The 24,004-nt window shown below is 39.9% G+C and carries 23 protein-coding genes and 1 pseudogene; 16 read left to right on the top strand and 8 right to left on the bottom strand.

Annotation, left to right across the window (positions count from 1 at the left end; all coding sequences use genetic code 11):
- Positions 1-35: 35 nt before the first annotated feature.
- From fadA to ACLBWE_RS10365, 3 genes are all read right to left on the bottom strand, one after another.
- A complete protein-coding gene (gene fadA, locus ACLBWE_RS10375; protein WP_004640802.1) occupies positions 36-1,208 on the bottom strand; it encodes an acetyl-CoA C-acyltransferase FadA in 1,173 nt (390 codons plus the stop codon).
- A 12-nt stretch (positions 1,209-1,220) separates the two neighbouring features.
- Entirely contained in the window at positions 1,221-3,374 is a 2,154-nt protein-coding gene (fadB, locus tag ACLBWE_RS10370; RefSeq protein ID WP_447602688.1) for a fatty acid oxidation complex subunit alpha FadB, read from the bottom strand.
- A gap of 150 nt (positions 3,375-3,524) precedes the next feature.
- The gene (locus tag ACLBWE_RS10365) at positions 3,525-3,641 is read right to left on the bottom strand and encodes a hypothetical protein (protein ID WP_100222434.1); all 117 of its coding nucleotides are present in this window, start codon (positions 3,639-3,641) and stop codon (positions 3,525-3,527) included.
- A gap of 304 nt (positions 3,642-3,945) precedes the next feature.
- Between ACLBWE_RS10365 and lpxO the strand changes: the two genes are divergently transcribed.
- The 8 genes from lpxO (at position 3,946) to ACLBWE_RS10325 (ending at position 12,154) form a co-directional block, all read left to right on the top strand.
- Positions 3,946-4,860, top strand: coding sequence for a lipid A hydroxylase LpxO (gene lpxO / locus ACLBWE_RS10360; protein WP_447602686.1), 915 nt, complete (start codon positions 3,946-3,948; stop codon positions 4,858-4,860).
- A gap of 591 nt (positions 4,861-5,451) precedes the next feature.
- Positions 5,452-6,291: a hypothetical protein gene (locus ACLBWE_RS10355; protein ID WP_447602683.1), complete on the top strand. Its 840-nt coding sequence runs from the start codon at positions 5,452-5,454 to the stop codon at positions 6,289-6,291.
- Positions 6,292-6,480: 189 nt separating this feature from the next.
- Positions 6,481-7,011 (top strand): CHAP domain-containing protein, encoded by a 531-nt coding sequence (locus tag ACLBWE_RS10350; RefSeq protein WP_198496562.1) that lies wholly within the window; start codon positions 6,481-6,483, stop codon positions 7,009-7,011.
- Positions 7,012-7,144: 133 nt separating this feature from the next.
- Positions 7,145-8,944: an excinuclease ABC subunit UvrC gene (gene uvrC, locus ACLBWE_RS10345; RefSeq protein WP_427960983.1), complete on the top strand. Its 1,800-nt coding sequence runs from the start codon at positions 7,145-7,147 to the stop codon at positions 8,942-8,944.
- Between the two features lie 120 nt (positions 8,945-9,064).
- A complete protein-coding gene (locus ACLBWE_RS10340; protein WP_447602681.1) occupies positions 9,065-9,859 on the top strand; it encodes a thioesterase family protein in 795 nt (264 codons plus the stop codon).
- A 118-nt stretch (positions 9,860-9,977) separates the two neighbouring features.
- Positions 9,978-10,565, top strand: a complete 588-nt coding sequence (pgsA, locus tag ACLBWE_RS10335; protein WP_004640822.1) for a CDP-diacylglycerol--glycerol-3-phosphate 3-phosphatidyltransferase — start codon at positions 9,978-9,980, stop codon at positions 10,563-10,565.
- A 126-nt stretch (positions 10,566-10,691) separates the two neighbouring features.
- Complete coding sequence (locus tag ACLBWE_RS10330; RefSeq protein ID WP_447602679.1) at positions 10,692-11,546, top strand: methylated-DNA--[protein]-cysteine S-methyltransferase; 855 nt, start codon at positions 10,692-10,694, stop codon at positions 11,544-11,546.
- Positions 11,543-12,154, top strand: coding sequence for an alpha-ketoglutarate-dependent dioxygenase AlkB family protein (locus ACLBWE_RS10325; protein ID WP_003654553.1), 612 nt, complete (start codon positions 11,543-11,545; stop codon positions 12,152-12,154). The genes ACLBWE_RS10330 and ACLBWE_RS10325 overlap by 4 nt, the downstream gene beginning before the upstream one ends.
- Before the next feature lie 194 nt (positions 12,155-12,348).
- Here the strand turns inward: ACLBWE_RS10325 and ACLBWE_RS10320 are convergent, their stop codons facing one another.
- The gene (locus ACLBWE_RS10320) at positions 12,349-13,122 is read right to left on the bottom strand and encodes an IclR family transcriptional regulator (RefSeq protein ID WP_003654555.1); all 774 of its coding nucleotides are present in this window, start codon (positions 13,120-13,122) and stop codon (positions 12,349-12,351) included.
- Between the two features lie 367 nt (positions 13,123-13,489).
- On the opposite strand from ACLBWE_RS10320, the pseudogene ACLBWE_RS10315 reads away from it, so the two are divergent.
- The 4 genes and pseudogenes from ACLBWE_RS10315 to ACLBWE_RS10300 all read left to right on the top strand — a co-directional run bounded on the left by ACLBWE_RS10315 (position 13,490) and on the right by ACLBWE_RS10300 (position 16,951).
- Positions 13,490-13,621, top strand: a pseudogene (locus ACLBWE_RS10315) (hypothetical protein).
- Positions 13,612-15,711: an FUSC family protein gene (locus ACLBWE_RS10310; protein ID WP_447602676.1), complete on the top strand. Its 2,100-nt coding sequence runs from the start codon at positions 13,612-13,614 to the stop codon at positions 15,709-15,711. The pseudogene ACLBWE_RS10315 and the gene ACLBWE_RS10310 overlap by 10 nt, the downstream one beginning before the upstream one ends.
- Positions 15,704-15,910 carry a DUF1656 domain-containing protein gene (locus ACLBWE_RS10305; RefSeq protein ID WP_004640831.1) on the top strand — a complete coding sequence of 69 codons (207 nt, stop codon included), beginning with the start codon at positions 15,704-15,706 and terminating at the stop codon, positions 15,908-15,910. Before ACLBWE_RS10310 ends, ACLBWE_RS10305 begins: the two co-directional genes overlap by 8 nt.
- A 39-nt stretch (positions 15,911-15,949) precedes the next feature.
- On the top strand, positions 15,950-16,951 hold the full coding sequence (locus tag ACLBWE_RS10300; RefSeq protein ID WP_003654559.1) for an HlyD family secretion protein: 1,002 nt from the start codon (positions 15,950-15,952) through the stop codon (positions 16,949-16,951).
- Positions 16,952-16,992: 41 nt separating this feature from the next.
- Here ACLBWE_RS10300 and ruvX read toward each other — a convergent pair whose 3' ends face one another.
- From ruvX to recN, 3 genes are all read right to left on the bottom strand, one after another.
- The gene (ruvX, locus tag ACLBWE_RS10295; RefSeq protein ID WP_002115066.1) at positions 16,993-17,433 is read right to left on the bottom strand and encodes a Holliday junction resolvase RuvX; all 441 of its coding nucleotides are present in this window, start codon (positions 17,431-17,433) and stop codon (positions 16,993-16,995) included.
- Complete coding sequence (locus tag ACLBWE_RS10290) at positions 17,433-17,987, bottom strand: YqgE/AlgH family protein (RefSeq protein ID WP_003654562.1); 555 nt, start codon at positions 17,985-17,987, stop codon at positions 17,433-17,435. The genes ruvX and ACLBWE_RS10290 overlap by 1 nt, the downstream gene beginning before the upstream one ends.
- 125 nt (positions 17,988-18,112) lie before the next feature.
- Positions 18,113-19,780 carry a DNA repair protein RecN gene (gene recN / locus ACLBWE_RS10285; protein WP_003654563.1) on the bottom strand — a complete coding sequence of 556 codons (1,668 nt, stop codon included), beginning with the start codon at positions 19,778-19,780 and terminating at the stop codon, positions 18,113-18,115.
- A 114-nt stretch (positions 19,781-19,894) separates the two neighbouring features.
- Here recN and ACLBWE_RS10280 point away from each other — a divergent pair, with 114 nt between their 5' ends.
- The 4 genes from ACLBWE_RS10280 to ACLBWE_RS10265 all read left to right on the top strand — a co-directional run bounded on the left by ACLBWE_RS10280 (position 19,895) and on the right by ACLBWE_RS10265 (position 23,410).
- Positions 19,895-21,205 carry a tetratricopeptide repeat protein gene (locus tag ACLBWE_RS10280; protein WP_447602672.1) on the top strand — a complete coding sequence of 437 codons (1,311 nt, stop codon included), beginning with the start codon at positions 19,895-19,897 and terminating at the stop codon, positions 21,203-21,205.
- A 76-nt stretch (positions 21,206-21,281) separates the two neighbouring features.
- Complete coding sequence (gene ppnP / locus ACLBWE_RS10275) at positions 21,282-21,608, top strand: pyrimidine/purine nucleoside phosphorylase (RefSeq protein ID WP_003654567.1); 327 nt, start codon at positions 21,282-21,284, stop codon at positions 21,606-21,608.
- 102 nt (positions 21,609-21,710) lie between these two features.
- Complete coding sequence (gene rlmB, locus ACLBWE_RS10270; RefSeq protein WP_005037200.1) at positions 21,711-22,460, top strand: 23S rRNA (guanosine(2251)-2'-O)-methyltransferase RlmB; 750 nt, start codon at positions 21,711-21,713, stop codon at positions 22,458-22,460.
- A 35-nt stretch (positions 22,461-22,495) separates the two neighbouring features.
- Positions 22,496-23,410: a DMT family transporter gene (locus ACLBWE_RS10265; RefSeq protein WP_056483131.1), complete on the top strand. Its 915-nt coding sequence runs from the start codon at positions 22,496-22,498 to the stop codon at positions 23,408-23,410.
- Here the strand turns inward: ACLBWE_RS10265 and coaE are convergent.
- Positions 23,407-24,003 (bottom strand): dephospho-CoA kinase, encoded by a 597-nt coding sequence (gene coaE, locus ACLBWE_RS10260; protein ID WP_198496438.1) that lies wholly within the window; start codon positions 24,001-24,003, stop codon positions 23,407-23,409. The genes ACLBWE_RS10265 and coaE overlap by 4 nt on opposite strands.
- Position 24,004: the final 1 nt, after the last annotated feature.

The raw sequence follows: 24,004 nt of genomic DNA, 5'->3' as shown, positions 1-24,004 counted from the left end.
CGCATTGAGCGGGGATTTTTTTATCTTGGTGTTAATTAAACACGTTCGATAATCGTTGCAATACCCTGACCAAGGCCGATACACATGGTCGCAAGACCGATTTGAGTATCTTGTTGTTCCATTACGTTTAACAACGTAGTGGTGATACGTGCACCAGAACAGCCTAGTGGGTGACCCAAAGCAATCGCACCACCATTTAAGTTAATGATGTCTTGCTTGTCATAAACGCCTAGGCCTTTCATTACTGATAAGCCTTGAGCAGCAAATGCTTCGTTTAACTCGATAGTTTGAATATCAGCCATCGTTAAACCAGCACGTTTAAGCGCTTTTTGAGTTGCTGGAACTGGACCGTAACCCATGATTGCAGCGTCGCAACCTGCAACTGCCATAGAGCGAATTACAGCGCGTGGTTTTAAACCTAACGCTTGTGCGCGCTCAGCAGACATAAGTAACATTGCAGAAGCACCATCAGATAAAGCTGAAGATGTAGCTGCAGTTACCGTACCGCCTTTAGGATCGAATACAGGACGTAATGCTTTGAACGATTCAAGGTTTGCATCTGGACGAATCACTTCATCGATGTCACAAAGGATTTTAAAACCATTTGCGTCGTGACCTTCAACACCAACGATTTCGTTTTTGAAACGACCTTCTTGTGTTGCAGCCCAAGCACGGCGATGAGATTCAACACCAAATGCATCTTGCTCTTCACGGCTAATGCCATTCATACGACCTAACATTTCAGCTGTTAAGCCCATCATGTTAGATGCTTTAGCGTAGTGTTTAGATGCTTCTGGGTTAAGGTCGATGCCATGCATCATACCTACGTGACCCATGTGCTCTACACCACCAATAATGAAAATATCACCTTGGTTGGTTGCGATCTGTGCAGCAGCCGTATGAAGTGCTTGCATAGATGAACCACAAAGACGGTTAACAGTTTGACCTGCCACAGTTTTTGGTAGGTCAGCCAATAAGCCGATGTTACGTCCAATGTTCATACCTTGCTCTAGAGTCTGGTTTACACAGCCCCAGATCAGGTCTTCAACTTCATTGGTATCAAACTGGTTACGAGCAACGAGTGCACGAACTAATTCAGCAGATAAGCTGTCAGCACGTACATTGCGGAACATACCGTTTTTGGTTTTACCCATTGCAGAACGTACGCCATCAACGATGACAACGTCACGTGGATTCAAAGTAGCCATTCACGTTGCTCCTTAACCGTAGAATTTTTTGTTGTTAGCAGCCATGTCACGCAACATTTGTGGCGCTTCATAAGCCTTACCTAAGTGTGCATATTTGTTGCAAAGCGCAACGTATTCAGCAACACCTGTTTGGTCGATATAACGACATGGACCACCACGGAATGGAGGGAAACCTACACCCATAATCATTGCCATATCAGCTTCAGCTGCAGTTGCAACGATGTTGTCTTCTAAGCAACGAACTGTTTCGTTACAGAAAGCAAGCATCATGCGGTCAATGATTTCTTGGTTATCAAACTCGCGTTTTTCACCAGTGACGAAAGGAGCAATGATTTCATACGCTGTTGGATCAACAGTTTTTGCTTTCTTGCCTTTCTTGTCGAGTTCGTATTTGTAGAAACCAACGTCATTCTTTTGACCAAGACGTTTAGCTTCGTACATTGCTTGGATTGAACCTTTGTAGTCTGGCTTCATACGGTCTGGGAAACCTTCAGCCATGACTTCTGCACCATGAACACCCGTGTCGATACCTACAACGTCGATGAGGTAAGCAGGACCCATTGGCCAGCCAAACTTAGACATCACATTGTCAACTTGCTGGAAGTCTGCGCCGTCTTTTACAAGAAGGTCAAATGCACCAAAGTAAGGGAACAATACACGGTTAACCAAGAACCCAGGGCAGTCGTTTACAACGATTGGTGTTTTACCCATTTTTTGAGCAAGAACAACAGTAGTTGCAATCGCTTCTTCAGAAGTCTTTTCACCACGAATTACTTCTACAAGCGGCATCATGTGAACTGGGTTGAAGAAGTGCATACCTACAAAGTTTTCAGGACGTTGTAAAGCTTTCGCTAAACGCGTAATTGAAATTGTAGACGTGTTAGACGCAATAATCGTATTTTCACGAACATGCTTTTCAGTGTCAGCAAGAACGATTTCTTTAACTTTTGGATTTTCTGTAACCGCTTCGATCACGATGTCGACTTCTTTAAACTCATCGTAGCTTAAAGTAGGACGGATACGTGCAAGCGTTTCACCCATTTGCACAGGTTTCATTTTCTTACGTTCAACTTGTTTAGTTAACAAGCTGTTCGCTTCTGACATACCTAGTGCAAGTTGTGGGTTACCAATATCTTTCATGATAATTGGTGTGCCTTTGCTTGCCGCTTGGTAAGCAATACCACCACCCATGATACCAGCACCAAGTACAGCTGCTTGGTTTACAGGGTGAGCACCTTTTTCATGTTTCTTAGCAGTTTTCTTAACAACTTGGTCATTGAGGAATAAACCAATCAATGCACCAGCTTGTGGAGTAATCGCTGCTTTAGCAAAACCTTCAGCTTCAGCTTTTAATGCTTCGTCACGCGCAAGGCTTGCACCCGCTTGTAATGAATCAAGTAATAGTTTTGGAGCAGGGTATTGAGCCGGATTCGCTTTAGCAAGTACTGCACCTTTTGCTGTGTTGAACGCCATCATTTGCTCAAGTGGGTTCAATTTCACAGCATCAAGTTTTTCTTGACGTTTTGCTTTCCAGTTCAAACGACCAGAAATCGCTTGTTTAACTAAATCAGTTGCAGCTTCAAGTAATTTATCAGCAGCTACAACCGCATCTACAGCACCGTCTTTTAATGCAGCAGCTGGTTTTTTCGGAGCAGCCATCGCCATCCATTCAACAGCGTTGTCGATACCGATAACACGGCTTAAACGTACGCTACCGCCAAAACCTGGGTAAATACCAAGTTTAATTTCTGGTAAGCCCACTTGTGCAGCTTCTGACATCACTCGATAGTCACACACTAAACACATTTCAAAACCGCCACCTAACGCCATACCGTTAATAGCAACAACTTTTGGAATGTCTAAATCTTCAAAGCTATTGAAGATTTCGTGAACAGGCATAAGCCAGTCAACAATCGCTTTTTCACCTTGAGCGAAATTTTCACCAAACTCGGTAATGTCTGCCCCAACAATAAATGTTGATTTGCCAGAGGTAACAACTAAGCCTTTAATATCATTATTTGCTTTTACCGCAGCAATAGCAGCTTGGAAATCTTCAATTGTTGCACGGTTAAATTTATTGACCGACTCACCTTGTAAGTCAAAGCGGAATTCTGCAATTCCGTCCGAAAGCATTTGGACGGTAATGGCATTGCCAGCGTGGATCATGCCTGATCTCCTTGGTTTTGGAGGACTTCTAAATTGATGTTATGAAGCGTGTGCACAGCTTGGGTACACATTTATGCTTCGCTAATCTTACGATAACTATATCTAAAAAAAACCTGACAAGTTGTATCAAGCCGTGACGCAAGGGTCATCTTATTTTTTATTTAATTCATCTCTAGTAAATGCATAAAAGAAATCATAAAGATAGGTGTAAACCAAAGTCATTTGTTTTAATTTAATTTTTTCTTTATAACGCATTGGAATTATCAAATTTTTATATAAAAACGATTAAGTTTTAAAGCTTAACTTTTTGTCAAAAAAGTCAATTGTTCAAGTCATAGCCTATAAAAGAAAATAGGAATATGCATAAATTTTAAGTTCTTAAAGTTATGGAAAAATAACGTATATTTATTTTTTTTATTTAAAGTATGATCTCTATCATTTGGCTTAATTTTTTTACATTGGCTTTTTATAAGTCAATTTTGTTAAAATTTGCGCCAATTAAATAAACCTCCGGTTTCTATTGCCTTAAATATAAGGTGAAGTTGCCCCAATCTTTTAAAAGAGTAGCAATATGATTAAGTGGATCATATTAGCGATTTTTGTGATATCAGCATTCTATATCCAACATCGCGGCAAAGTGCGTCACTCGTTTTATCGTCAATTTTTTGACCATTCAACCTTGCTCGCACCGATTAACTTTTTAATGTATATCTTTTCAAAGGTGCCGAATCAGCCTTATATCGACACTCAGCATTTTAAAGATTTAAAAGTGTTGGATGAAAATTGGGAAATGATCCGTGATGAAGCGAAAGCTTTATATGATCAAGGTGGGATTAAAGCATCGAGTACTTATAACGACTTAGGTTTTAACTCGTTCTTTAAAACAGGCTGGAAACGTTTTTATTTAAAATGGTACGAATCAAGTCATCCATCTGCTGCTGAGCTCTGCCCAAAGACCACAGCTCTTCTTAAAACATTGCCGACGATTAAAGCCGCAATGTTTACTGAGCTTGCACCTGATAGCCGTTTGGTAAGACACCGTGACCCATATGCAGGTTCATTGCGTTATCACTTGGGTTTAATTACACCAAATGATGACCTTTGTTTTATTGATGTCGATGGCGAAAGATACTCTTGGCGTGATGGTCAAAGTGTCGTGTTTGATGAAACGTATATTCATTATGCTGAAAATAAGACCGATCAAAACCGTATCATTTTCTTTGCAGATGTTGAACGTCCAATGAAAGTGAAATGGATGGAACGTTTCAACCATTGGTTCGGTCGTAGTGTGATGACCGCGGCAAGCTCACCGAATGAAACAGGTGACCAAACAGGCGGTTTAAATAAAGCTTTTGGTTATGTTTACCAAATTCGTATTAAAGCTAAAGCTTTAAAAGCTAAAAATCGTAAGTTGTATTACTTCTTAAAATGGTTCTTGATGCTTGGGATTTTCTTCCTGATTTTTGTTCGACCATATGTATTTTAATTAAAGCGCCTGAAAGGGCGTTTTTTATTTAGGAAGATAAATTTTTTATGGGGGATTTTATTTTTTATCCAACCTCTCTCTTGTGTTAAATGGAATGCCTCCTTTGTATAGAAAGATACTGCTGAGTATGAATATGACTGGAGGCATAATCATAAGAATGTTTAAATTTTGATTTTGTCTGCTTGTGATATATTTAATATTTCCACGCTCGTTCAATGGGGGTGAGTGCGTCGAGGTTGGTTGATTCTTTCCCATGTTATGATAGGATATTTTTAATTTTGATGAGTAATGTGCGGATAGAATAAATATAATAAACAATATGATACCAATATTGTATGAGTTCTTCTTCATAATTTTATTATCCATCATAGTTTCATTTTCTGCTATTCAAAAGCATTGTTAATTAGTCGATAATAACAGTGAGTCATCTTCTCTAATTATATAGTTTTGGTTGGTTTCATATTAAGTTTTATAGAATTATTCTTAATAAAACTATAGTACCTCTCATCTGAATTATTTAATTTTTACATTGCCAAAAAGAGCAAATTATTGATAATAAAGATTAGATTATATTAATAATTTAGGAACATAATGAAAAAGTTAATACTTTCATGTTTATGTATATTAAGCCTTTCGGCATGTAATGATGAGACAGAGGAACAAGGTGAGAGACTTGTTAGTTTTTCTGCGAGTCAGATCGCTGGAAATCCAATGATTGAGAAGAAAAATTATAAGATTCAGGATAATAAGATTTATATAAGCTATCCTGATAATCATCCATTAGGTTATGAACTTAGTCGGCATTATTTTACTGATCAGGGAGTGACCTTAGATCCGATTAAAACAACTGATGGCACATGGTATTTGTTAGGTTCTCAAGTCCAGTTTTCTGATACAGCTTTAAACTATCAGCCAGCCAACTTAGTGAAAGGTGATAATTTATTTTTAAATCAAGATTTAGTTAAAATTGATATTTCAGGTCAACCAGTGACTAAATATTTAGGCCAGTGGATTTATGAATCATTGCCACTTAGTCAGCAGGGCTTTTTTGAAGCTTATTACAAGGCATTATTATTAGAAGAAGATTCAGTGAAATTTCCGAAAGGTTCCACCTGTTGGATGATTAATAAAACCTACAGCAATAAAGATTATATTGGGTTCTCTAGTGACGGTACTGCGCCTTTGTATGTAGATTCAAATCGTACTGCACCTGCAATGGGAACATGGCAAGGCATTAATTGGTCGCGCGATGAGTTATTATTAGCAATGAAATTTACAATAAACGATACCGAATATTCTGGGCAATACCATCATAAGTCTGGTGTTGACGAATATGTCCCACCTTATGCAGGTAAATATTGTGACTTTGTCACTGAAAATGCCGCGGATGCTATGCTTAAGGCTTGGAAAGGTGAATCTTTAACCCAATAATGATAGATAAATAAGTATTTTTATTACGCCCGGAAGGGCGTTTTTTTTATGCTGTACAGTACTTAATGGATTTTGTGACTCATTTCACAGTGCTGGCAATTTGTTACAACTATTAAAAACCAAAGAGCAATTTTGATTCTACAATGGCGCGGTTTTTTCGAAGACTGGTTAGCGGAAGTAGGTTTTAAAATGGCTCATGCTCATCACGCAGTTCATGCACATGTTCATCATATCGAAGAGAGAAAAGAAGAAAGCTCTCAAGATGATTTAAAAATGAAAGTGATGTTAAGACAAGCAGCTCCGACGTCTGAAAAACATAAAAAATCTGATGCTAAAAGACAGCCATCTGAAGATCAAAATATTAATTTGCACAAGTTCTCAAGTAAGCTTGAAAGTATATCTGCCAACCATAGCAAAGAAAAATGTGCCAAAAATATTCGTATTGCTTTACAAGCGGCAGGAGCAGATGTGTCTAAGCACCCAGTAGCTGCCTCTGATTGGGGGCATACGCTTGAGAAGAACGGCTATAAAAAAATTAAACCTGCTTTTAACCGTCCTCAAGAAGGTGATATCTATATTATTGAGCGGACAAGTGGCCACACATATGGTCATATTGCGGGTTATACGGGTAATGGCTGGTTCTCGGATTTTCGCCAAAAAACTTATGCTGTATATAAAGAGAAAGACGTGAAATATAGCTACTATCGTCTCGATTCTTAAGCGAGTACGACATAGTCTGTCGGGTCATAGCCAAATCTCTTTTCAAATTTGGCTTCTGACACGGTAAAGCACTTGAAAAGTAGTGGTTAAAACATCACATTAGGTATTCAGTATTAAGCCATGTCTGCCGATAGTGAATCAAAACGCTCGTCCCCACATTGAAAAAATTTTAGCCAACATGACCCAACTTCCAGGTGTTTATAAAATGCTAGGGAAAGAGGGCGAATTGTTATATGTCGGCAAAGCAAAAAACCTAAAAAATCGGGTGTCGAGTTACTTTGTTAAAACGATTGAGCATCCTAAAACTCAAGCTTTAGTTGCACGAATTTATAATATTGAAACTTTGGTGACTCGTTCAGAAACTGAAGCATTACTTTTAGAACAAAACCTAATTAAACAACATCGTCCGCCTTATAACATTATGCTGCGGGACGATAAGTCATATGTCTATATTTTTGTTTCGTCAGATAAGCCCTATCCTCGACTTGCGAGCGGTCGTGGCAAAGGGAAGCATCAAATTGGTAAGTTCTTTGGACCTTATCCAAGCGCCTATAGCGCTCGCGATACCTTAATTGTTTTGCAAAAACTTTTTAATGTGCGTCAGTGTGAAAATAGCTACTTCTCACAGCGCAAGCGCCCATGTTTGCAATATCAGATCAAGCGTTGCTCTGCACCTTGTGTAGGTCTGATTTCACCCGAAGATTATAAAGAAGACGTTAATAACAGTATTCGCTTTTTGCAAGGCGACACCAAAGAGTTAAATCAAGAGCTCATTGCCAAAATGGAGCAAGCCGCGGCTGAACTTGAATTTGAAAAAGCTGTTTTTTACCGCGACCGATTGTCTTTGCTTCGTGAAGTACAAGCACAACAGGCTGTTTTTAAGGTTAAGGGTGAAGCGGATATTCTGGCAATTGCATATCAGGCTGGCGTGACTTGCGTGCAAATTATGTATGTACGCAATGGGCGAATGTTGGGTGGTAAAAGTTATTTCCCAGACATGCTTGGCGATGATCTTGGTCAAATGCTCAGTGACTTTATGGCTAACTTTTACTTTCAGGTTGCAGATGAAGTTCCAAATGAACTCATTGTGAATATTGCTTTACCTGACCATAAAGAGTTAGAAGAAGCATTGGCACAGCAGTTTGGTAAGAAGGTCCAAATTAAGAGTAGTGTGCGAGAAACTCGTGCGGAGTGGCTAGAGCTTGCTGAAATGAACGTTCAACATGCCATTAAGGGACAGCTGAGTAATCATTTAGAACTCAATGAACGTTTTCATCAGTTAGAACAAGTGATTGGAAGACCAGTCGATCGTATTGAATGCTTTGATATTAGTCACACCATGGGTGAAGCCCCAATTGCATCATGTGTGGTGTTTGACCAAGGTGGTGCTCGTAAGCGTGATTACCGCCAATTTGCCATTCAAGATATTACTGGTGGCGATGATTATGCTGCCATGCGCCAAGCTTTAACACGACGTTATAAAAAAGCCATATTGCCTGATCTGTTGTTGATTGATGGCGGTAAAGGTCAACTTCACATGGCGATGGATGTCATGCAAGAGCTTGGGCTCGATGCTTTTATGGTGGGGGTCTCTAAAGGTGAAGGTCGTAAACCCGGGCTTGAAACCCTACATTTTACTGATGGCACGAAAATTCAATTACCAGAAGACAATAAAGCATTGCACTTGATTCAACAGGTGCGTGATGAAGCCCATCGCTTCGCAATTACTAAACACCGAGCTAAACGTGATAAACGTCGTAGTACATCAGTTTTAGAAGCAATTCCGGGGTTGGGACCGAAACGCCGTCGAGATTTATTGACTCATTTTGGTGGGATCCAAGGTGTTTTGAAAGCTTCAGAAAAAGAGCTCACACTTGTGCCTGGTTTTGGTGAGATGATGGCCAGAACAATTTATAAAATTCTGCACGAATAAGCATAGGCTTAAAGGTCGAGTGACAAAATAATTCGCCAATTACTCAATGATTGACCATTCACATTCCAATCAAAATGATGAAAGATATTTCCTAATAACACTTTCGTTTTAGGGAAAGGAATGTCATTGCTGCGAATATTTGAAGAAATAAAAGAAAAGGAATGGATTGAAATACCTGAAGGATGGTTACAAGGCCGCACGGTTTTCGGTGGTTTTGTTGCAGGGTTATTGATGCAAAAAGCATGTTCAAATATTCACGACCCAAATAAAAGATTATTAAGTTGTAGTATTACTTTTGTTGGCCCTGTACAGCAGGGACCTGCCCAATTGACTATTGAAATTTTAAGGGAAGGAAAGTCGGTCACTACGCTTGAAACCCGGTTATGGCAAGATGGCGCGGTACAAACTATTTTGGTCGCAAGCTTTGGTGTGCCTCGCGCTTCGAATATTGAAGTACGCCAAGGACCTATGGTTCCAGTTTATGCACCACCAGAAGACTTAAAACCTCTTCCTTTTGCTAGACAAATGCCAGAATGCTATCAACATTTTGATGTATGCTGGGCAGAAGGTCATCATCCTGTTACAGGAAGTCAGTATGCTGACTTTGGAGGATGGTCAAGGTTCTCCCCAGAGAAGCATGAAAATCGTCAAATGACTTTGCCAGATTTAATTGTTCTGATGGATATTTGGCCACCTGGTGTATTACCGATGTTTAAACAAGTTGCTCCTGCAAGTTCTTTAACTTGGCACATCACCTATGTGCATCCAATCCAGCATCAACTATATGACTGGTTTAAATATAAAGTGGTAACTGAATATGCTGGTGAAGGTTATTCCACAGAATATGCGCATTTATGGGATCAAAATGATCATTTAATTGCAATTTTACGGCAAACTGTTACGGTATTTACCTAAGCAGTCTACTTCCTCGATTCATATATTTCGTATAAAGTGGCTGTTACAGATAGATACAATATTGAAGAAAGTATTTTTGTCTGTTACAAGATGCTTGAAGACTAAATTGGCGGTGTTTATGACCACAGGGCGAATCCTGAATATCCCAAATATCCTAACTTTGGCGCGTATCGCGCTTATTCCTGTATTTTTGGTGATTGCGTATTGGCCGCCTGCAATGGGTATTGGTGAGCAAGAAGGAAGTATGAGTCGTCATATTATCTTGACTGCAATTTTTGTGTTTGCTGCTATTACCGATTGGTTTGATGGCTATTTGGCACGAACTTTAAACCAGACTTCAGCATTTGGCCGTTTTTTAGATCCAGTTGCAGATAAGCTTATGGTGGCAGCAGCACTGATTGTTTTGGTGCAGTGGAATCCCACCATATCAATGGCTTTTGCTGCAATTGTCATTATTTCAAGAGAGATTACAGTTTCTGCTTTGCGTGAGTGGATGGCAGAACTTGGCGCAAGAACGAGTGTGGCTGTATCGACAGTAGGCAAATATAAAACAGCTTTTCAGATGATTGCCATCAGTGTGTTTTTACTTAATTGGCAGCCTTTAGAAATGCTGGCATATGCCTTGTTATATACCGCTGTGATTCTTACTTTATGGTCAATGTTTATTTACCTAAGAGCCGCTTGGCCTTATTTAAAGCAACCTTAATTTCAGATTGAATGATTAAGCCTTTCTATAACGAAAGGCTTTTTTATTTTCGGATAGTGCAAGAATCGGGTCGTCACCGAGCTTTAGGTACTTTAATGTAAGATATAAGTGCTAAGGAGGTGACACATGCAAATGCTTTCTTCTCGGCAATTTGCTGTAATTGCCACTGTAATTGAATATTTATATGAACATCTGGACCAGCAACCTAGTCTGGACGATGTTGCGAGTCATATGAATTTAAGTTCAGGTTATATTCAACGCCAGTTTCAAGAATGGGTGGGTATTAGCCCGAAAAAATTCGTTCAATATATGAGTTTGCAGCAGGCTAAATACTATCTGATGCAGCAACGCAGCTTATTAGACACTGCTTTAAACACGGGTTTGTCTGGTACTGGTCGTTTACATGATCTGTTTATTCAGCTTGAAGGTATGACGCCTGGTGAATATAAACTGCAAGGTGAAGGGGTTACACTTAATTATTCGATTGAGGCAAGCCCATTTGGTGAGTTGTTGGTTATAAGCAGCGAAAAGGGAATATGTTCTGTTCGCTTTATCAATACTCGTGAGAATATCGAAGAAATAATTAAACAGCAGTTCCCTAAAGCTCAATTAAAAAATCAATCGCCGATTTGGCATCAACAAGTTGCAGAGTGGTTCGAACACGATTTTTCAGAACACTTGCAGCACAAGCTTCCGCTTAACTTGGCTGGAACTCCATTTCAGCTACAAGTATGGGAAGCGTTACTGACCATTCCAGAAGGTCAATTGCGGACCTATCAAGATATTGCAGAGCAGATTGGAAAGCCTAAAGCTGTTAGAGCTGTTGCCACAGCAATTGGGCAAAACCCGATTGCATATTTGATTCCTTGTCATCGGGTGATTCGTGCAACGGGCATGGTCGGAGAATATCATTGGCAAAAGGGGCGTAAATTGGCATTGTTAGCTTGGGAGATGTCAAAGAAACATGGAGAGACCGCATGACCTTGGATTTATTTGCTCCAGAGCCTTGTGAAAATTTATTACCCTATGATGGTGAAGTTCAGGACTATGGTTGTATTTTAAGCCCAGAAGAAGCCGAACAATATTTTCACTATCTTTACCAACATCTCGCGTGGAAACATGACGAGGCTAAGTTGTATGGCAAGCACTTTATCACCCCCCGAAAAGTGGCATGGTATGGAGATAATTATTATCAATATAAATATTCGGGTGTCATTCGTGATTCTTTGCCTTGGGATCGAGCGCTTGCCAAACTCAAACAATTGGTAGAACAGCGACTTTCAGAAAAATTTAACTCGTGCTTGGCAAACCTTTATGAAGATGGAACACAAGGTATGGCTTGGCATAGTGATTCGGATGTTTCTTTAGCGAAAACCACAACGATTGCATCTTTAAGTTTTGGAGCTACCCGTAAATTTTCTTTTAGACACATTCAAAGTAAAGAAAAAGTTGAATTGTGGCTACAACCCGGCCAACTCATCGTGATGCGTGGCGAAACGCAACAACATTGGCAACATCGTTTAAATCGCTCAACAAAAATTTTACAGCCGCGTATTAATCTTACTTTCAGGCAGTTTCAGTTTTCATGACTTTCATCAAAAATTGGACAAGAAAAAAGCCCATGATGGCAACATGAGCTTATTCCTCTGAGGGGGATGCTTCTATTGATGAGCTGCTGATGAAAAGAATCATCAATAAGAGCTAAAATCATAATATGAGAATATTGCGATCTATTCAATGCATTAAAATGTAAGAAAAGGTTAAATTATCATAAAGGCGGGTTTTAAATTTCACCTTTTTCAGATAACTCCATAAAACGTTGTTCAATAAGTGCTGCATTTTCTTGCAAAATTTCGGTGAGCTTTTCAACATTTAAAAAATCAAAACGATTTTTAGAAGCAACTAAAGTTAAAGCTAAAGGTACCTCTTTGTTCGAAAAACGAACTGGAACGGCAAGGCCAGAAACATTGGGGTCAATCTCACCTTGTGAGAAATAGAACCCTTGTTTTTTAATTTTACGCATACGCTGAATAAAGCTTGGTTCATCTTCAGCAAAACCTGATTGTTTTAATTCTTGCTGGTAACGATGATAGTAGTCTTGCATCCGTTGTTTACTTAAATGCGAAACCATCGTTTTTGGAGATGACCCAACATAAATAGGTCTTGGGCAGCCTCGGCCATATGAGAGTAATTCGGTGTCTTTGAATATTTCATGATGAATGTCAATGCAATAGTCATCATTTAAATAGGTGAGCAAGCAGCACAGTTCGGTACGCTCCACAATGTTTCGCATAAATGGTGTGCTGATTTGAACTAACGGATCAGTGGTTCGGGAAATATAGTCAAGAACTGCAATTTTTGAGCCTAAGGTATAATCGCCAGACGTTCCATTAATGCGTTTTAATAGATCGGTAGACACCAGTTCTTTCAGATAACGGTAACTGGTTGGTTTAGACAAGCCAAGTTCTTCGCAAATAATATCGACATTAATTATTGGACGCGAAACTGAAAATAGGTCCAATACGGTTAAAATTTTGCCAAAACTTGAAATTGCCATAGCGTCTTGTTCGTATCCTTTAACAAAGAGTCATGTTTGAGTTCTTATAACAGAAAAAAAGAAAATTTGTCTCAATTCTAAAATAAATGCCTGATTTGAGTATTTTACTCTGACAAAGAGAAAACTTCTCTTGGCTTATACATCATATATGATTATCAAAAAATATATCAAATTATCAAATAGAGATATTTTAGTTGACTAAATCGCTTTATTTTGAAAAAATTGCCAAACAAAATATCTAATCGAGAAATTGGTCGATTCTAGGCGAATTTCTTGATACCTCTTCTTTCCAAAGTTTGGCAGTTTAAATAACGTCCAAATTGAAATCATCTGGGCCAATCAGGCAGGATGTGGAAAAATCATTGTATTGAAGGATGCTCCTCATCTCATTTGCTTTTAGGCAAATGGCACAGTTTTGTTGTCTCTAGAAAGGCAATTTAACATTGAAGGGCATGCTCATCAGTTCAAATCTGTATTTGAGATGAGTTCATGTTATTAAAGCAAATACTGGCGTTTCGCCCGAGTAGGCTTGATCTGATCTTTGCAATAAAAACATTTATTGCCGGAATGTTGGCGTTATTTGTTTCATTTGAATTAGATCTGATTAACCCGATGTGGTCGATTGGTACGGTCCTGATTATTGCCAATCCTTATTCAGGAATGGTGTCCTCTAAGTGCGTCTACCGTGTGGTAGGGACGATTGGTGGGGCTGTGATTGCCTTAACGCTAACGCCACATCTAATTAATACACCTTGGTTATTTACCGTGGTGTTGTCGTTGTGGGTGGGTTTTGCACTTTATGTGTCTTTACTTGACCGGACTCCACGCAGTTATGCTTTTATGCTGGCGGGTTATTCGACAGCCATGATTGTCTTCAATGCGATTACCTATATTGATCAATACAATATTTTTGATATTGCTTTAGCTCGGGTCATAGAGATTTCGATTGGGGTGATTTCAAGCGCTGTGGTTTCTGCCACTATTCTTCCAATGCACATTGGTTCTGCGATTAAGCAACGCGTTATCAAAACGCTTAAAGATACAGAAAATCTGTTTGCCAATTTATTAACTGCTGACCCGCAGCAGAACAATACTCAACTTTTAGCGACCATTACTCGCGACACCACAGATATTCATGCTTTGGCAGTACATTTGAGTTATGAGAAGGGTGAGTTGCATGGCATGACCAAACCCTTGCAGGAAATGCTTCATCAAATTTCAATGGTGGTCGCTAATCTAGTCGCTTTATCTGAGCGTATTAAGCAGCTTCAAGAACTTCGATTCATCGAGACTCATGCAGAAAAACTGCAACAGCTTTCGGCTCATGTTGTACAGTTTTTAGAGCAAAAAGATCTAATTATTGATGAAAATATTTTGCAGTTACCTGATGAGTTTGAAAGTGATTTTGCAAGTTTGATGGAATCGGCTTCTACACATCAGCAAGTTTTGGTCGCAGCTATGAAAATGGATGTGCGCCATTTCATTAGTAATGTTTTAGCGGTTAAAGTCTTGTGGCAGCGAATTCAGCAAGGTAATAAAGAAATTCCTGACAACATTACGCCAATGACCACCAAATATCCGAGTTTACACCGTGACCATGGTGTGGCTATCCGAGGTGGCATTAGTGCAGTCCTTATTACATTTATTGTGACTGGGGTCTGGATTGTTTCGGGGTGGAAAGCTGGATTTATGATGGCGCAAATGGGCGCAGTAACTGCCTGTATTTTAACGGCCTTAGATAATCCCGTTCCGGTTTTGCGTATTTTTATCTGGGGCAGTATCGCTTCAGCAGTTTTAGTGTTCGTTTATGCATTTGGTATCTTTCCTCATGTCACCACATTTTGGGAACTTGGACTGGTTTTATTACCTATGTTCCTGTTTGCAGTTTCTATGATGGCTAACCAGATGCTTATGCCAGTGGGTATGGTTTTGGGTATTAATACCATGATGGGCCTAAACCTGCACAATGCTTATAGCATGGATGCAGTGTCTTATCTTGATGGTTCTTTTGCCATGATCTTGGGTGTCTTAGTGTCTTTAGTTGTCATTGACGTTGTTCGTGCAATGTCGCCAGACACGAGTGCCAGCCGTATTTTGGCCTTGCATTATCGTGCAATGAGACAGGCGATTTATTTACCATATGGTCTTGATTTTAAAGTTCACTTACGCAGCATGCTAGACCGAATTGGGATTCTAAACAGCAAAATGGTGCAATCTGGCGAGATTAAAACTTCAATTCATCAAGCACTGATTGAGTCGAGCAGTATTGTCGATTTAAGTAGATTACAAGAACTGGCGAATCAGTTCCCTCAAAATTCAGAACTGGCTCATCACATCGGAAATCTGCAACAGAATCTGGATGAACTGTTTAGAGCTAAAGAAAATGATGCAGACAATACTGTGGCTTTAGTGGAAAAAATCCATCGAGCTTTATTTGAACTAAAACAGCTTGCTTCAAATGTTGACGATATGACTATGCGACAAAGATTACTCATTTCACTTAACAATATTGCTTATAGCATGTGTCATGTTTCATCAGATCAAATGAATGAAAACAGTACCTTTAGAGGAGCCACAGCAAATGGGTGAGTTTAATGTTTATGGCATTTACGTGCCTTCTTTGCTCGTTCAAGCCCTCTTGGCATATATATGTTTCCGTGGATTAAGTGTTTTAACCAACAAGTGGATTGCACAAGGCTGGATTGCATTACCTAGTATTTTTAATTTGTGTTTTTACCTTTTATTGCTCTTGGTGATACATCAAATTTTTGTTGGGGTGGGTGCATAGAGATGATTGCGAAATTAAAGATTGAGTTAGGTGAGTGAAATGAATCAGGTGGATTTGAAAAAAGTCATCCGTCCAGTAATTTTGATTGTCGCATTAATGGTTGCGGTCTATACCATTGTGCATTTGTGGAACTACTACAATGCAGCGCCGTGGACACGAGATGGTCGAGTTCGTGGTGACGTCATCCAAGTATCTTCGGATGTAGCGGGTCTTGTCACAGAAGTTTTGGTTCAAGATAACCAGAGTGTGAAGAAGGGTCAGGTGCTCTTTAAAATTGATGTGTCTCGTCGAGCTTTAGATGTAGAGCAAGCAAAATCTGATTTAGCAAAAGCGAAAGCAGCATTTGCTCAATCACAAGCAGGCTTAGCTCAAGCAAAAGCAAATCTGATTAAATCAGATACCAATATTCGTTTAGCTGAAAAAAATGCGAGCCGCTATTCAAACTTAATGGATGGGGCGATTTCAAAACAAGAACAAGATCAGGTTTTTGCAACACGTGATCAATCCCATGCAGAGCATGAGCAACTACAAGCAGCAATTGAGCAAGCAGAAGCAACTGTTAAGCAACAGCAGGCTTTGATTGAGGCAGCAACGAGCAGTTTACATTTGGCTGAGCTTAATATGCATCGTGCTGCGGTAATTGCTCCCGCTGATGGTACTTTATCTAACTTTGATATGAGCCCGGGTAACTATGTTCAAGTAGGCCAAGCGGTTGCTGCATTACTTGATCGTAAACAGCTGTATGTCGTGGGTTATTTTGAAGAGACCAAATTAAATCGTATTCATGTCGGTGATCAGGCCACTGTACAGTTAATGGGTGATAACCAAAAAATTAAAGGCCATGTACAAGGTATTGCATCGGGAATTGAAGATCGTGAGCGTTCAAGTAGCTCTAAGCTTCTTGCCAATGTAAACCCAACCTTTAGCTGGGTTCGTTTAGCACAGCGTGTACCCGTGAAGATCGTGTTAGATGAAACACCGAAAAATCAGCTTGCTTTTGTCTCGGGACGAACTGCTACCGTACATATTGTTGAGAAGTAAAAAAAGAAGGAAGGCTTTAGCCTTCCTTCTTTTTTAAAATTTTAGGGTGTTAAACCGACTGGATTTCGATACCAACTCTGAATGAGTAGTGCAGCTGCAAAACTATCTGCTGATAGCTTTTTTGCTCGACCTTGTTCTTGGTAAAAACCTAACTCTTCTCTCGCTTCACGTGTCGTTAAACGCTCATCTACCATCAACGTTTCAATATTGGTTTGATGACGTAAACGTCTTGCAAATTTGCGAGCACGTGTAGAAAGTTCTGACTCGCTATCGTCCATATTTAGGGGAAGGCCAACCAAAAATAAATCAGGTTGCCATTCTTTCACGATTTTTAAGAGCTGATCCCAGTTCGGGATACCATCTTTCATGACAAATAGGGGGAGAGGGTTGGCACTTTCAATCGAAGACTGGCCAATCGCCATTCCCATTTTTTGAGTGCCAAAGTCAAAAGCCATAATCGATTTTGATTGTGTTTCGGTCATTAAGCGTGTCCGATTTCAGATGCTAGCCACGCACGATCTACACCAATTTTTTTATAAGCTGCATCCCAACGATCGTCATAAGGCAGGTTAAAAATCAGATCCATATCAGCATCACAAATGAGCCAGTCACCACGCGTAATTTCGTCTTCTAACTGATTTTTGCTCCAGCTCGCATAGCCTAATGCAATTTGGTATCGACCGACACCTTCGTTATGAGCAATCGCATCAAGAATATCTTTACTGGTCGTAATACAAACATTTTCACCTACAGCAATAGATGAATGCCATGTTGGTTGCCCCGTATGGAGAACAAATCCAGCTTCAGGACGTAAAGGACCACCTTGTAAAACCGCATGTGGATTTACATTGTCAGCTTCAATGTCGAGATCATTGAGTAATTCTTTAATTTGAATACCAGAAGGACGATTAATAATAATGCCTTGAGCACCTTCTTCATCATGACGAGCAAGATAAATTACAGTGTTTGCGAAAAAGTCATCTGCCATTTCTGGCGGGGCAATCAGACAACGGTGAGTCAGGTATTGTTTGGTCACCTAAGCGGTTCTCCCTCAAAAAATGTCACTAGAGGGCCTCTCGACCCTTTTATCTATATAGGTTCTTTTTATCAACATACAAGAGTTAATCGGATTTCGCCAATCTTTTTCTCTCATTTTCTTTATTAATTTGAAGAAGCCTGAAATTTAAGTTGGCGTAATTGTTTTGCGTGCTGCAAGGTTGTTTCATTAATTTCAACACCACCTGACATGCGAGCTAATTCAAAAATGATTTGATTTTCATCAAGTTCTACAATTGTACTGCTGGCTGGGTCAGTTTGTTGTTTTTTCACTAATAAATGCTGATCAGATTGTGCAGCAACTTGTGCTTGGTGAGTAATACATAAAAGCTGGACATGTTGCGCTAAGTCGGCAAGTAAACGTCCCACAACTTCTGCGGTGCCGCCACTAATCCCGACATCAATTTCATCAAACACCAAAACTTCGGATTCGGTTTTCTCAGCATTCATGACTTGCATCACGAGTGCAATACGAGAAAGCTCACCACCAGATGCCACTCGTGCCAGTGGTTGTGGAGGAATACCTTTATTGGCAGTAAATAAAAGTTGAATAAAGCTTAAACCCTCTGCCCCAGGTTGTTCTAATGGTTCGAACTTAAACTCGAAGTGTGCTTCTGGTAACGCTAAAGGTTTCACTTGTTCAGTTAATTGTTTAGCAAGCGGAGCGGCAGCTTCACGACGAATATTGTCTAAATGCTGGGCTTTTTCTAAAAACTCCTCATGCGATTTTTCAACTTGCTCTGCCAGTGTTTCTGGGTCTTCAAGTTGATGCAATTGCTCAAGCTCACGTTGCCAAGCTTCATATTCTTCTTTAAGGGTTTCCGGTTGAGTCCGGTATTTGCGTGCCAGACGATGAAAAACCTCAAGTTTAGAGTTGAGTTCTTCCATTCGCTCTGGATCAAAACTCTGACGATCAATAAATTGGCGCAAGTTTGCCGTTGCATCATCTATTTCACTTTGAGCATTCAGTAAAGAATTATAAATCTCAGAAAGTTGATCGCTGCGTCCCGCGTGAGATTCTAGTCGGCGAATAATTGAAGACATTTCTTGAGTAATATTTTGCTCAGCTTCATCTAAAACATTTAAGCTGTAGCTACAGTCTTGCATGATATGTTCATGATGACTAAGACGATCAAATTCTTGCTCAATTTCTTTGTAATCGGTTTGGACAACCTCTTCAAGTTCTTCAATTTGATGCTCTAAAGTACCAATACGCTGCAAACGTGTTGCTTGTGCATCTAAGGCAGCTTGGTGTAAACGAATCGTGCGTTGCCACATACTATAGGCTTCACGTACATCATTCGCTTCAACATAAAAATTGTTATAACGATCTAGCCAATGCTTTGGATAAGGCGGTTCAAGAAGCTGCTGCTGGCTGTGTTGGCTATAGAGTTGAACGAGCAAACGGCCCAATTCTTTGAGTTCAGATAAACTGCTAGGGCGGCCATTGACCCATGCTTTACTACGTCCAGTTGCAAAAATAACGCGACGTAAATGAATTTCCCCAGAATCATCATCTAGCTCGTGTTCTTGTAGCCATTTTTCTTCAGGGCTATTATTTTGATAGGTAAAAACGGCGGTGATATCCGCTTTGTCTGAACCATAACGGACATAATTCGTATCGGTACGTTCCCCTAGACAGGCAGAAAGTGCATCCAGTAATAATGATTTTCCGGCACCTGTTTCGCCTGTTAGAACATTAAATCCTTGTTCTATATCAATAGCTAAATGATCAGCTAATGCAAAATTAATTAAAGTTAAATGTGTGAGCATAAACGCATCCAACGCGCCAAATTATGGGTTAAAGATAGAGAAGTTTTGAATTTGCTACAAGTGATCTATTATTCTAACTGAAATTATAGAACAGCAAGATTGCGGATATTTACAATGAAAAAAACATTAAGCTTACCGAAACCACCGATAGGGATGATTAACCGTCATAAAAAAAACAATCCTGCGGAAATGAATAAAATTTTAAATCAACATTTTAATGCATTTAAACAGGCTGCCGCACAAGGAGATTATGCCAAAGCTTATCAACATGTTAAACAAGCTGTTAATTTAGTTCCCAAGCATCCAGGAGCATTATCCGATTTGGCATATACTGAGCTACGCTTACGCCGTTATAACGATGCCTATCAACACTATTTGCAAGCTATTCAGGCAAGTGGGTCTAACGTAAATACAAATTTATACGATGGATTAACAGAAGTTTGTCATCATTTAAATAAAAAAGAAGAAACAATAAAATTTGGACACTTGGCCATTACAACTAAAAAAGAATTGGCTAAGAACGAACCTGTTTTGCCTATTCCGAGTCATGCGCCCCCAGAGTTTAGTTCAAACCCTCAAGAAAATATTATTGCTTTCTCTCTATTTGGAGCAAACCCGCGTTATTGTGAAACTTCTATTTTAAATACTCAGCTTGCCAAACAAATTTATCCAGAGTGGACGTGTCGATTTTATGTAGATGATACTGTGCCAGTGCTGGTACAACAGCGCTTAAAAGAAAAGGGCGCGCAAGTCATCCAAGTTACAGATTCTCAAAAACAACTATCAGGGTTGTTTTGGCGTTTTTTGGTGATGGATGATCCAACAATTAAGCGTTTTCTTATACGTGATGCCGACTCGATTGTGTCATACCGTGAAAAGGCGGCTGTAGATGTGTGGCTCAAGAGTGATAAATGGTGTCATTTAATGCGAGACAACTATTCTCATACTGAGCTAATTCTGGCTGGAATGTGGGGCGGATGTACGGGGATTTTTCATAATATTGAAGCACATATCAGAGATTATGTTGCCACCGGACGTTATCTGGATAATCGGGTGATGGATCAGCATTATTTGCGTTATTGTATTTGGCCGACTTTAAAACAGAGTGTGCTTATACACGATAGCCAGCAATTCGATTCAGATGCTATCGATTTTCCAGCTTATGATCTGGCGTTAATGCAAAATGACAGTGAAAATTTTCATGTAGGAATGAATGACGGTTCACCGGTGGTTGCTACAGCAGTTGCCCATCCAACTGCACAAAGAGTGTGTTGGGTACTCCTAGATGAAAATCAGGTTGAAGTTTGCAGATACGATGCAATTGTGTCGAATAGTCGAAATATTGAGATTAATTTACCTCATGCTTTTGCCAAAAAAATTCAGGCCGAGCTGTGGAAATTACAAGTCTATCCGTATGAAAACTGATTGATTAGTTATTTAGGCACAATTAAACTACATTCATCATAATTTATATAAATATGGCATTATCTGGAGAATGTGCATGAGTACAAACCAATTTGATCATGTAACGGTCATCAAAAAATCAAACGTTTATTTTGGTGGAGCATGTATCAGCCATACCGTGCAATTTGAAGATGGAACGAAAAAAACACTAGGTGTTATTTTGCCGACTGAGCAAGCCTTAACTTTTGAAACGCATGTCCCTGAGCGTATGGAAATTATTTCAGGTGAATGTCGCGTAACAATTGCGGACAGTAATGAAAGTGAATTGTTCCGTGCAGGCCAATCATTTTACGTGCCTGGAAATAGCGTTTTCAAAATCGAAACTGATGAAGTCCTCGATTACGTGTGCCATTTAGAAGGCTAAGAAATTCCTGTTCAAATCGGGTACACTATGCCCAAAGAAATCCTGTGAAGTTGGCTTTGCAGGATTTTTATTTTTTTGCTCAAACGTTGTTAGAGGTCATGCATGGCAAAACAGGAATATTATTATGGCGTTCATTCAGTGGAGTCATTGCTAGAACTTGAGCCGGAGCGTGTGCTAACCCTGTTTACTTTAAAAGGACGGGATGATCAGCGTTTGCAAAAGATTTTGCAATTGGCAGAGCCTTTTGGAATTAGTGTACAAAAAGCAAGCCGCGATAGTCTTGAAAAACTTGCAGGTCTACCATTTCATCAAGGCGTAGTTGCAGCAGTGCGTCCGCATCCTGTCTTAAATGAGCAAGATCTTGATCAAATCTTAAGTGAAACTCCAGATGCCTTGTTATTGGCATTAGATCAAGTGACAGACCCACATAACTTAGGGGCTTGTATTCGTACCGCCGCTGCGATGGGTGTGCAAGCAGTCATCGTGCCTCGTGATCGTGCGGCAAGTTTAACGCCAACTGCTCGTAAAGTTGCAGCGGGTGGAGCTGAGAAAGTTAAATTCATTCAAGTCACAAATTTAGCTCGTACATTGGCTCATCTTAAAGAAACAACGCACGTGCGTGTGATTGGCACCATGCTTGATGAAAGTGCGTTGCCACTTCAAAAATGCGATTTTTCTGGCCCAGTTGTGATTGTAATGGGAGCCGAAGATACCGGTTTGCGTCCTATTACACAGGCGCAGTGTGATCATAAAGTTTATATTCCGATGTCAGGAAATCTACAAAGTCTAAATGTCAGTGTAGCGACTGGTATGGCTCTTTATGAGGCTTGCCGCCAGCGTTCTGAGGTATAATTTAGCTGCCTTTCTAGTTTTTAAGTCATCTTGATATGTCTCCCCGTAAGCAAGGTTATTTCTTTGTATTGGTGACCATGTGCATTTGGGGCGGGTTTACGCTTTTTGCCCGTTTAAATGCACAATGGCACATCAGTGCTTGGGATATTGCCGCACTGCGCTTCGCTATAGCCTTTCTAATTTTAATGCCTATTTTGATCTATAAAAAAGATCTCGCTTTTTTATGGAGTAAGCATGCGGTTATTTTGGCTTTGATTGGCGGGGTCATTTATTGTCTTACCGTCTATACCGCTTTTCTCTATGCTCCCGCCGCTCATGCTGCAATTTTCTTAAATGGCTGTATCCCAATTTGTACTGCGTTCGCAGCATATATTTTATTTAGACAACCATTTGATAAACATACATGGGCTAGTTTGGCAATCATGATCGCTGCTTTAGGTCTCATGAGTGTTTTGATGCTGCAAGGTAATGCTTCTGCTTTTGGAATAGGTGATCTACTCCTTTTTATTAGTGCGATTTGGTGGGGTATTTTCACTGTGTTACTTAAACAGTGGAAACTGTCTGCATGGCACTCAATGGCAAGTGTTGCGATTTGGTCTGCAATTATTTATTTGCCCATCTATGTTTTATTTTTGCCTAAGCATTTCATGGAAGTCAGTCCTGTTCATTTAGCCATACAAGGCATTTTCCATGGTGTATTTGTCGTTATTATTGCAACTTTGACTTATGTGGCAGCGATTCAGCGTTTAGGTGCTTTTAAAACTGGAAGCATTGTCACTTTGGCGCCTTTTATTGCAGCCATATTGGCCGTACCTCTGTTAGGGGAGGCGTTAAGCCCATCGATTGTTGTGGGCTTGGTCGGAATGGGAATCGGTGCTTTACAACCTTGGCGATGGTTCCGACCAGATAGCTTGGCACAAAAAATTAAACAGCAAAATGAGCCAGATTAGTCTGTACGTTTCAAATAACTTTGATGTAAAGGCTCTAATTGTTGATGTAAATGTTCGAGTAATCCGTCATTAAACACAATGTCATTGGCAAGTTCGCGTTTTCGTTCACGTGGCATTTGCGCCGCAATAATTTTCTGGATTTGTTCTTGGTTTTGTCCATCGCGTTGACTTGCACGCTGAATTTGAGTTTGTTCACTCGCATCAACTAATAACGTGTGATTAACCAATTCATGCTGGTTGGTTTCAAAGAGCAATGGTGAAACTAAAATCACATAAGCGCTACGTGGATTTTGTAGTTGTTGAATAATAGATTGGCGGATTGCAGGATGAGTAATTTGCTCAAGTGTATGGCGCGCTTGTGGGTTTTGAAAAATATACTCGCGTAGGGCACGACGATCTAGGCTTCCATCAGGTTGAAGTACCCAGTCTCCAAAAGTTTGTTGAATTTTTTGAAGGGCAGGTTGGCCTTTTTCAACCACTTCGCGAGCAATGATGTCGGCGTCGACAACTTGTATTCCTTGGGATTCAAACCATTGTGTTGCAGCAGATTTCCCGCTACCAATACCACCTGTGACTCCCAGAATAAAAGCCATC

The sequence above is a fragment of the Acinetobacter sp. M5A5_2a genome (assembly GCF_053345265.1).
This window is presented reverse-complemented; position numbering and strand designations above follow the sequence as displayed.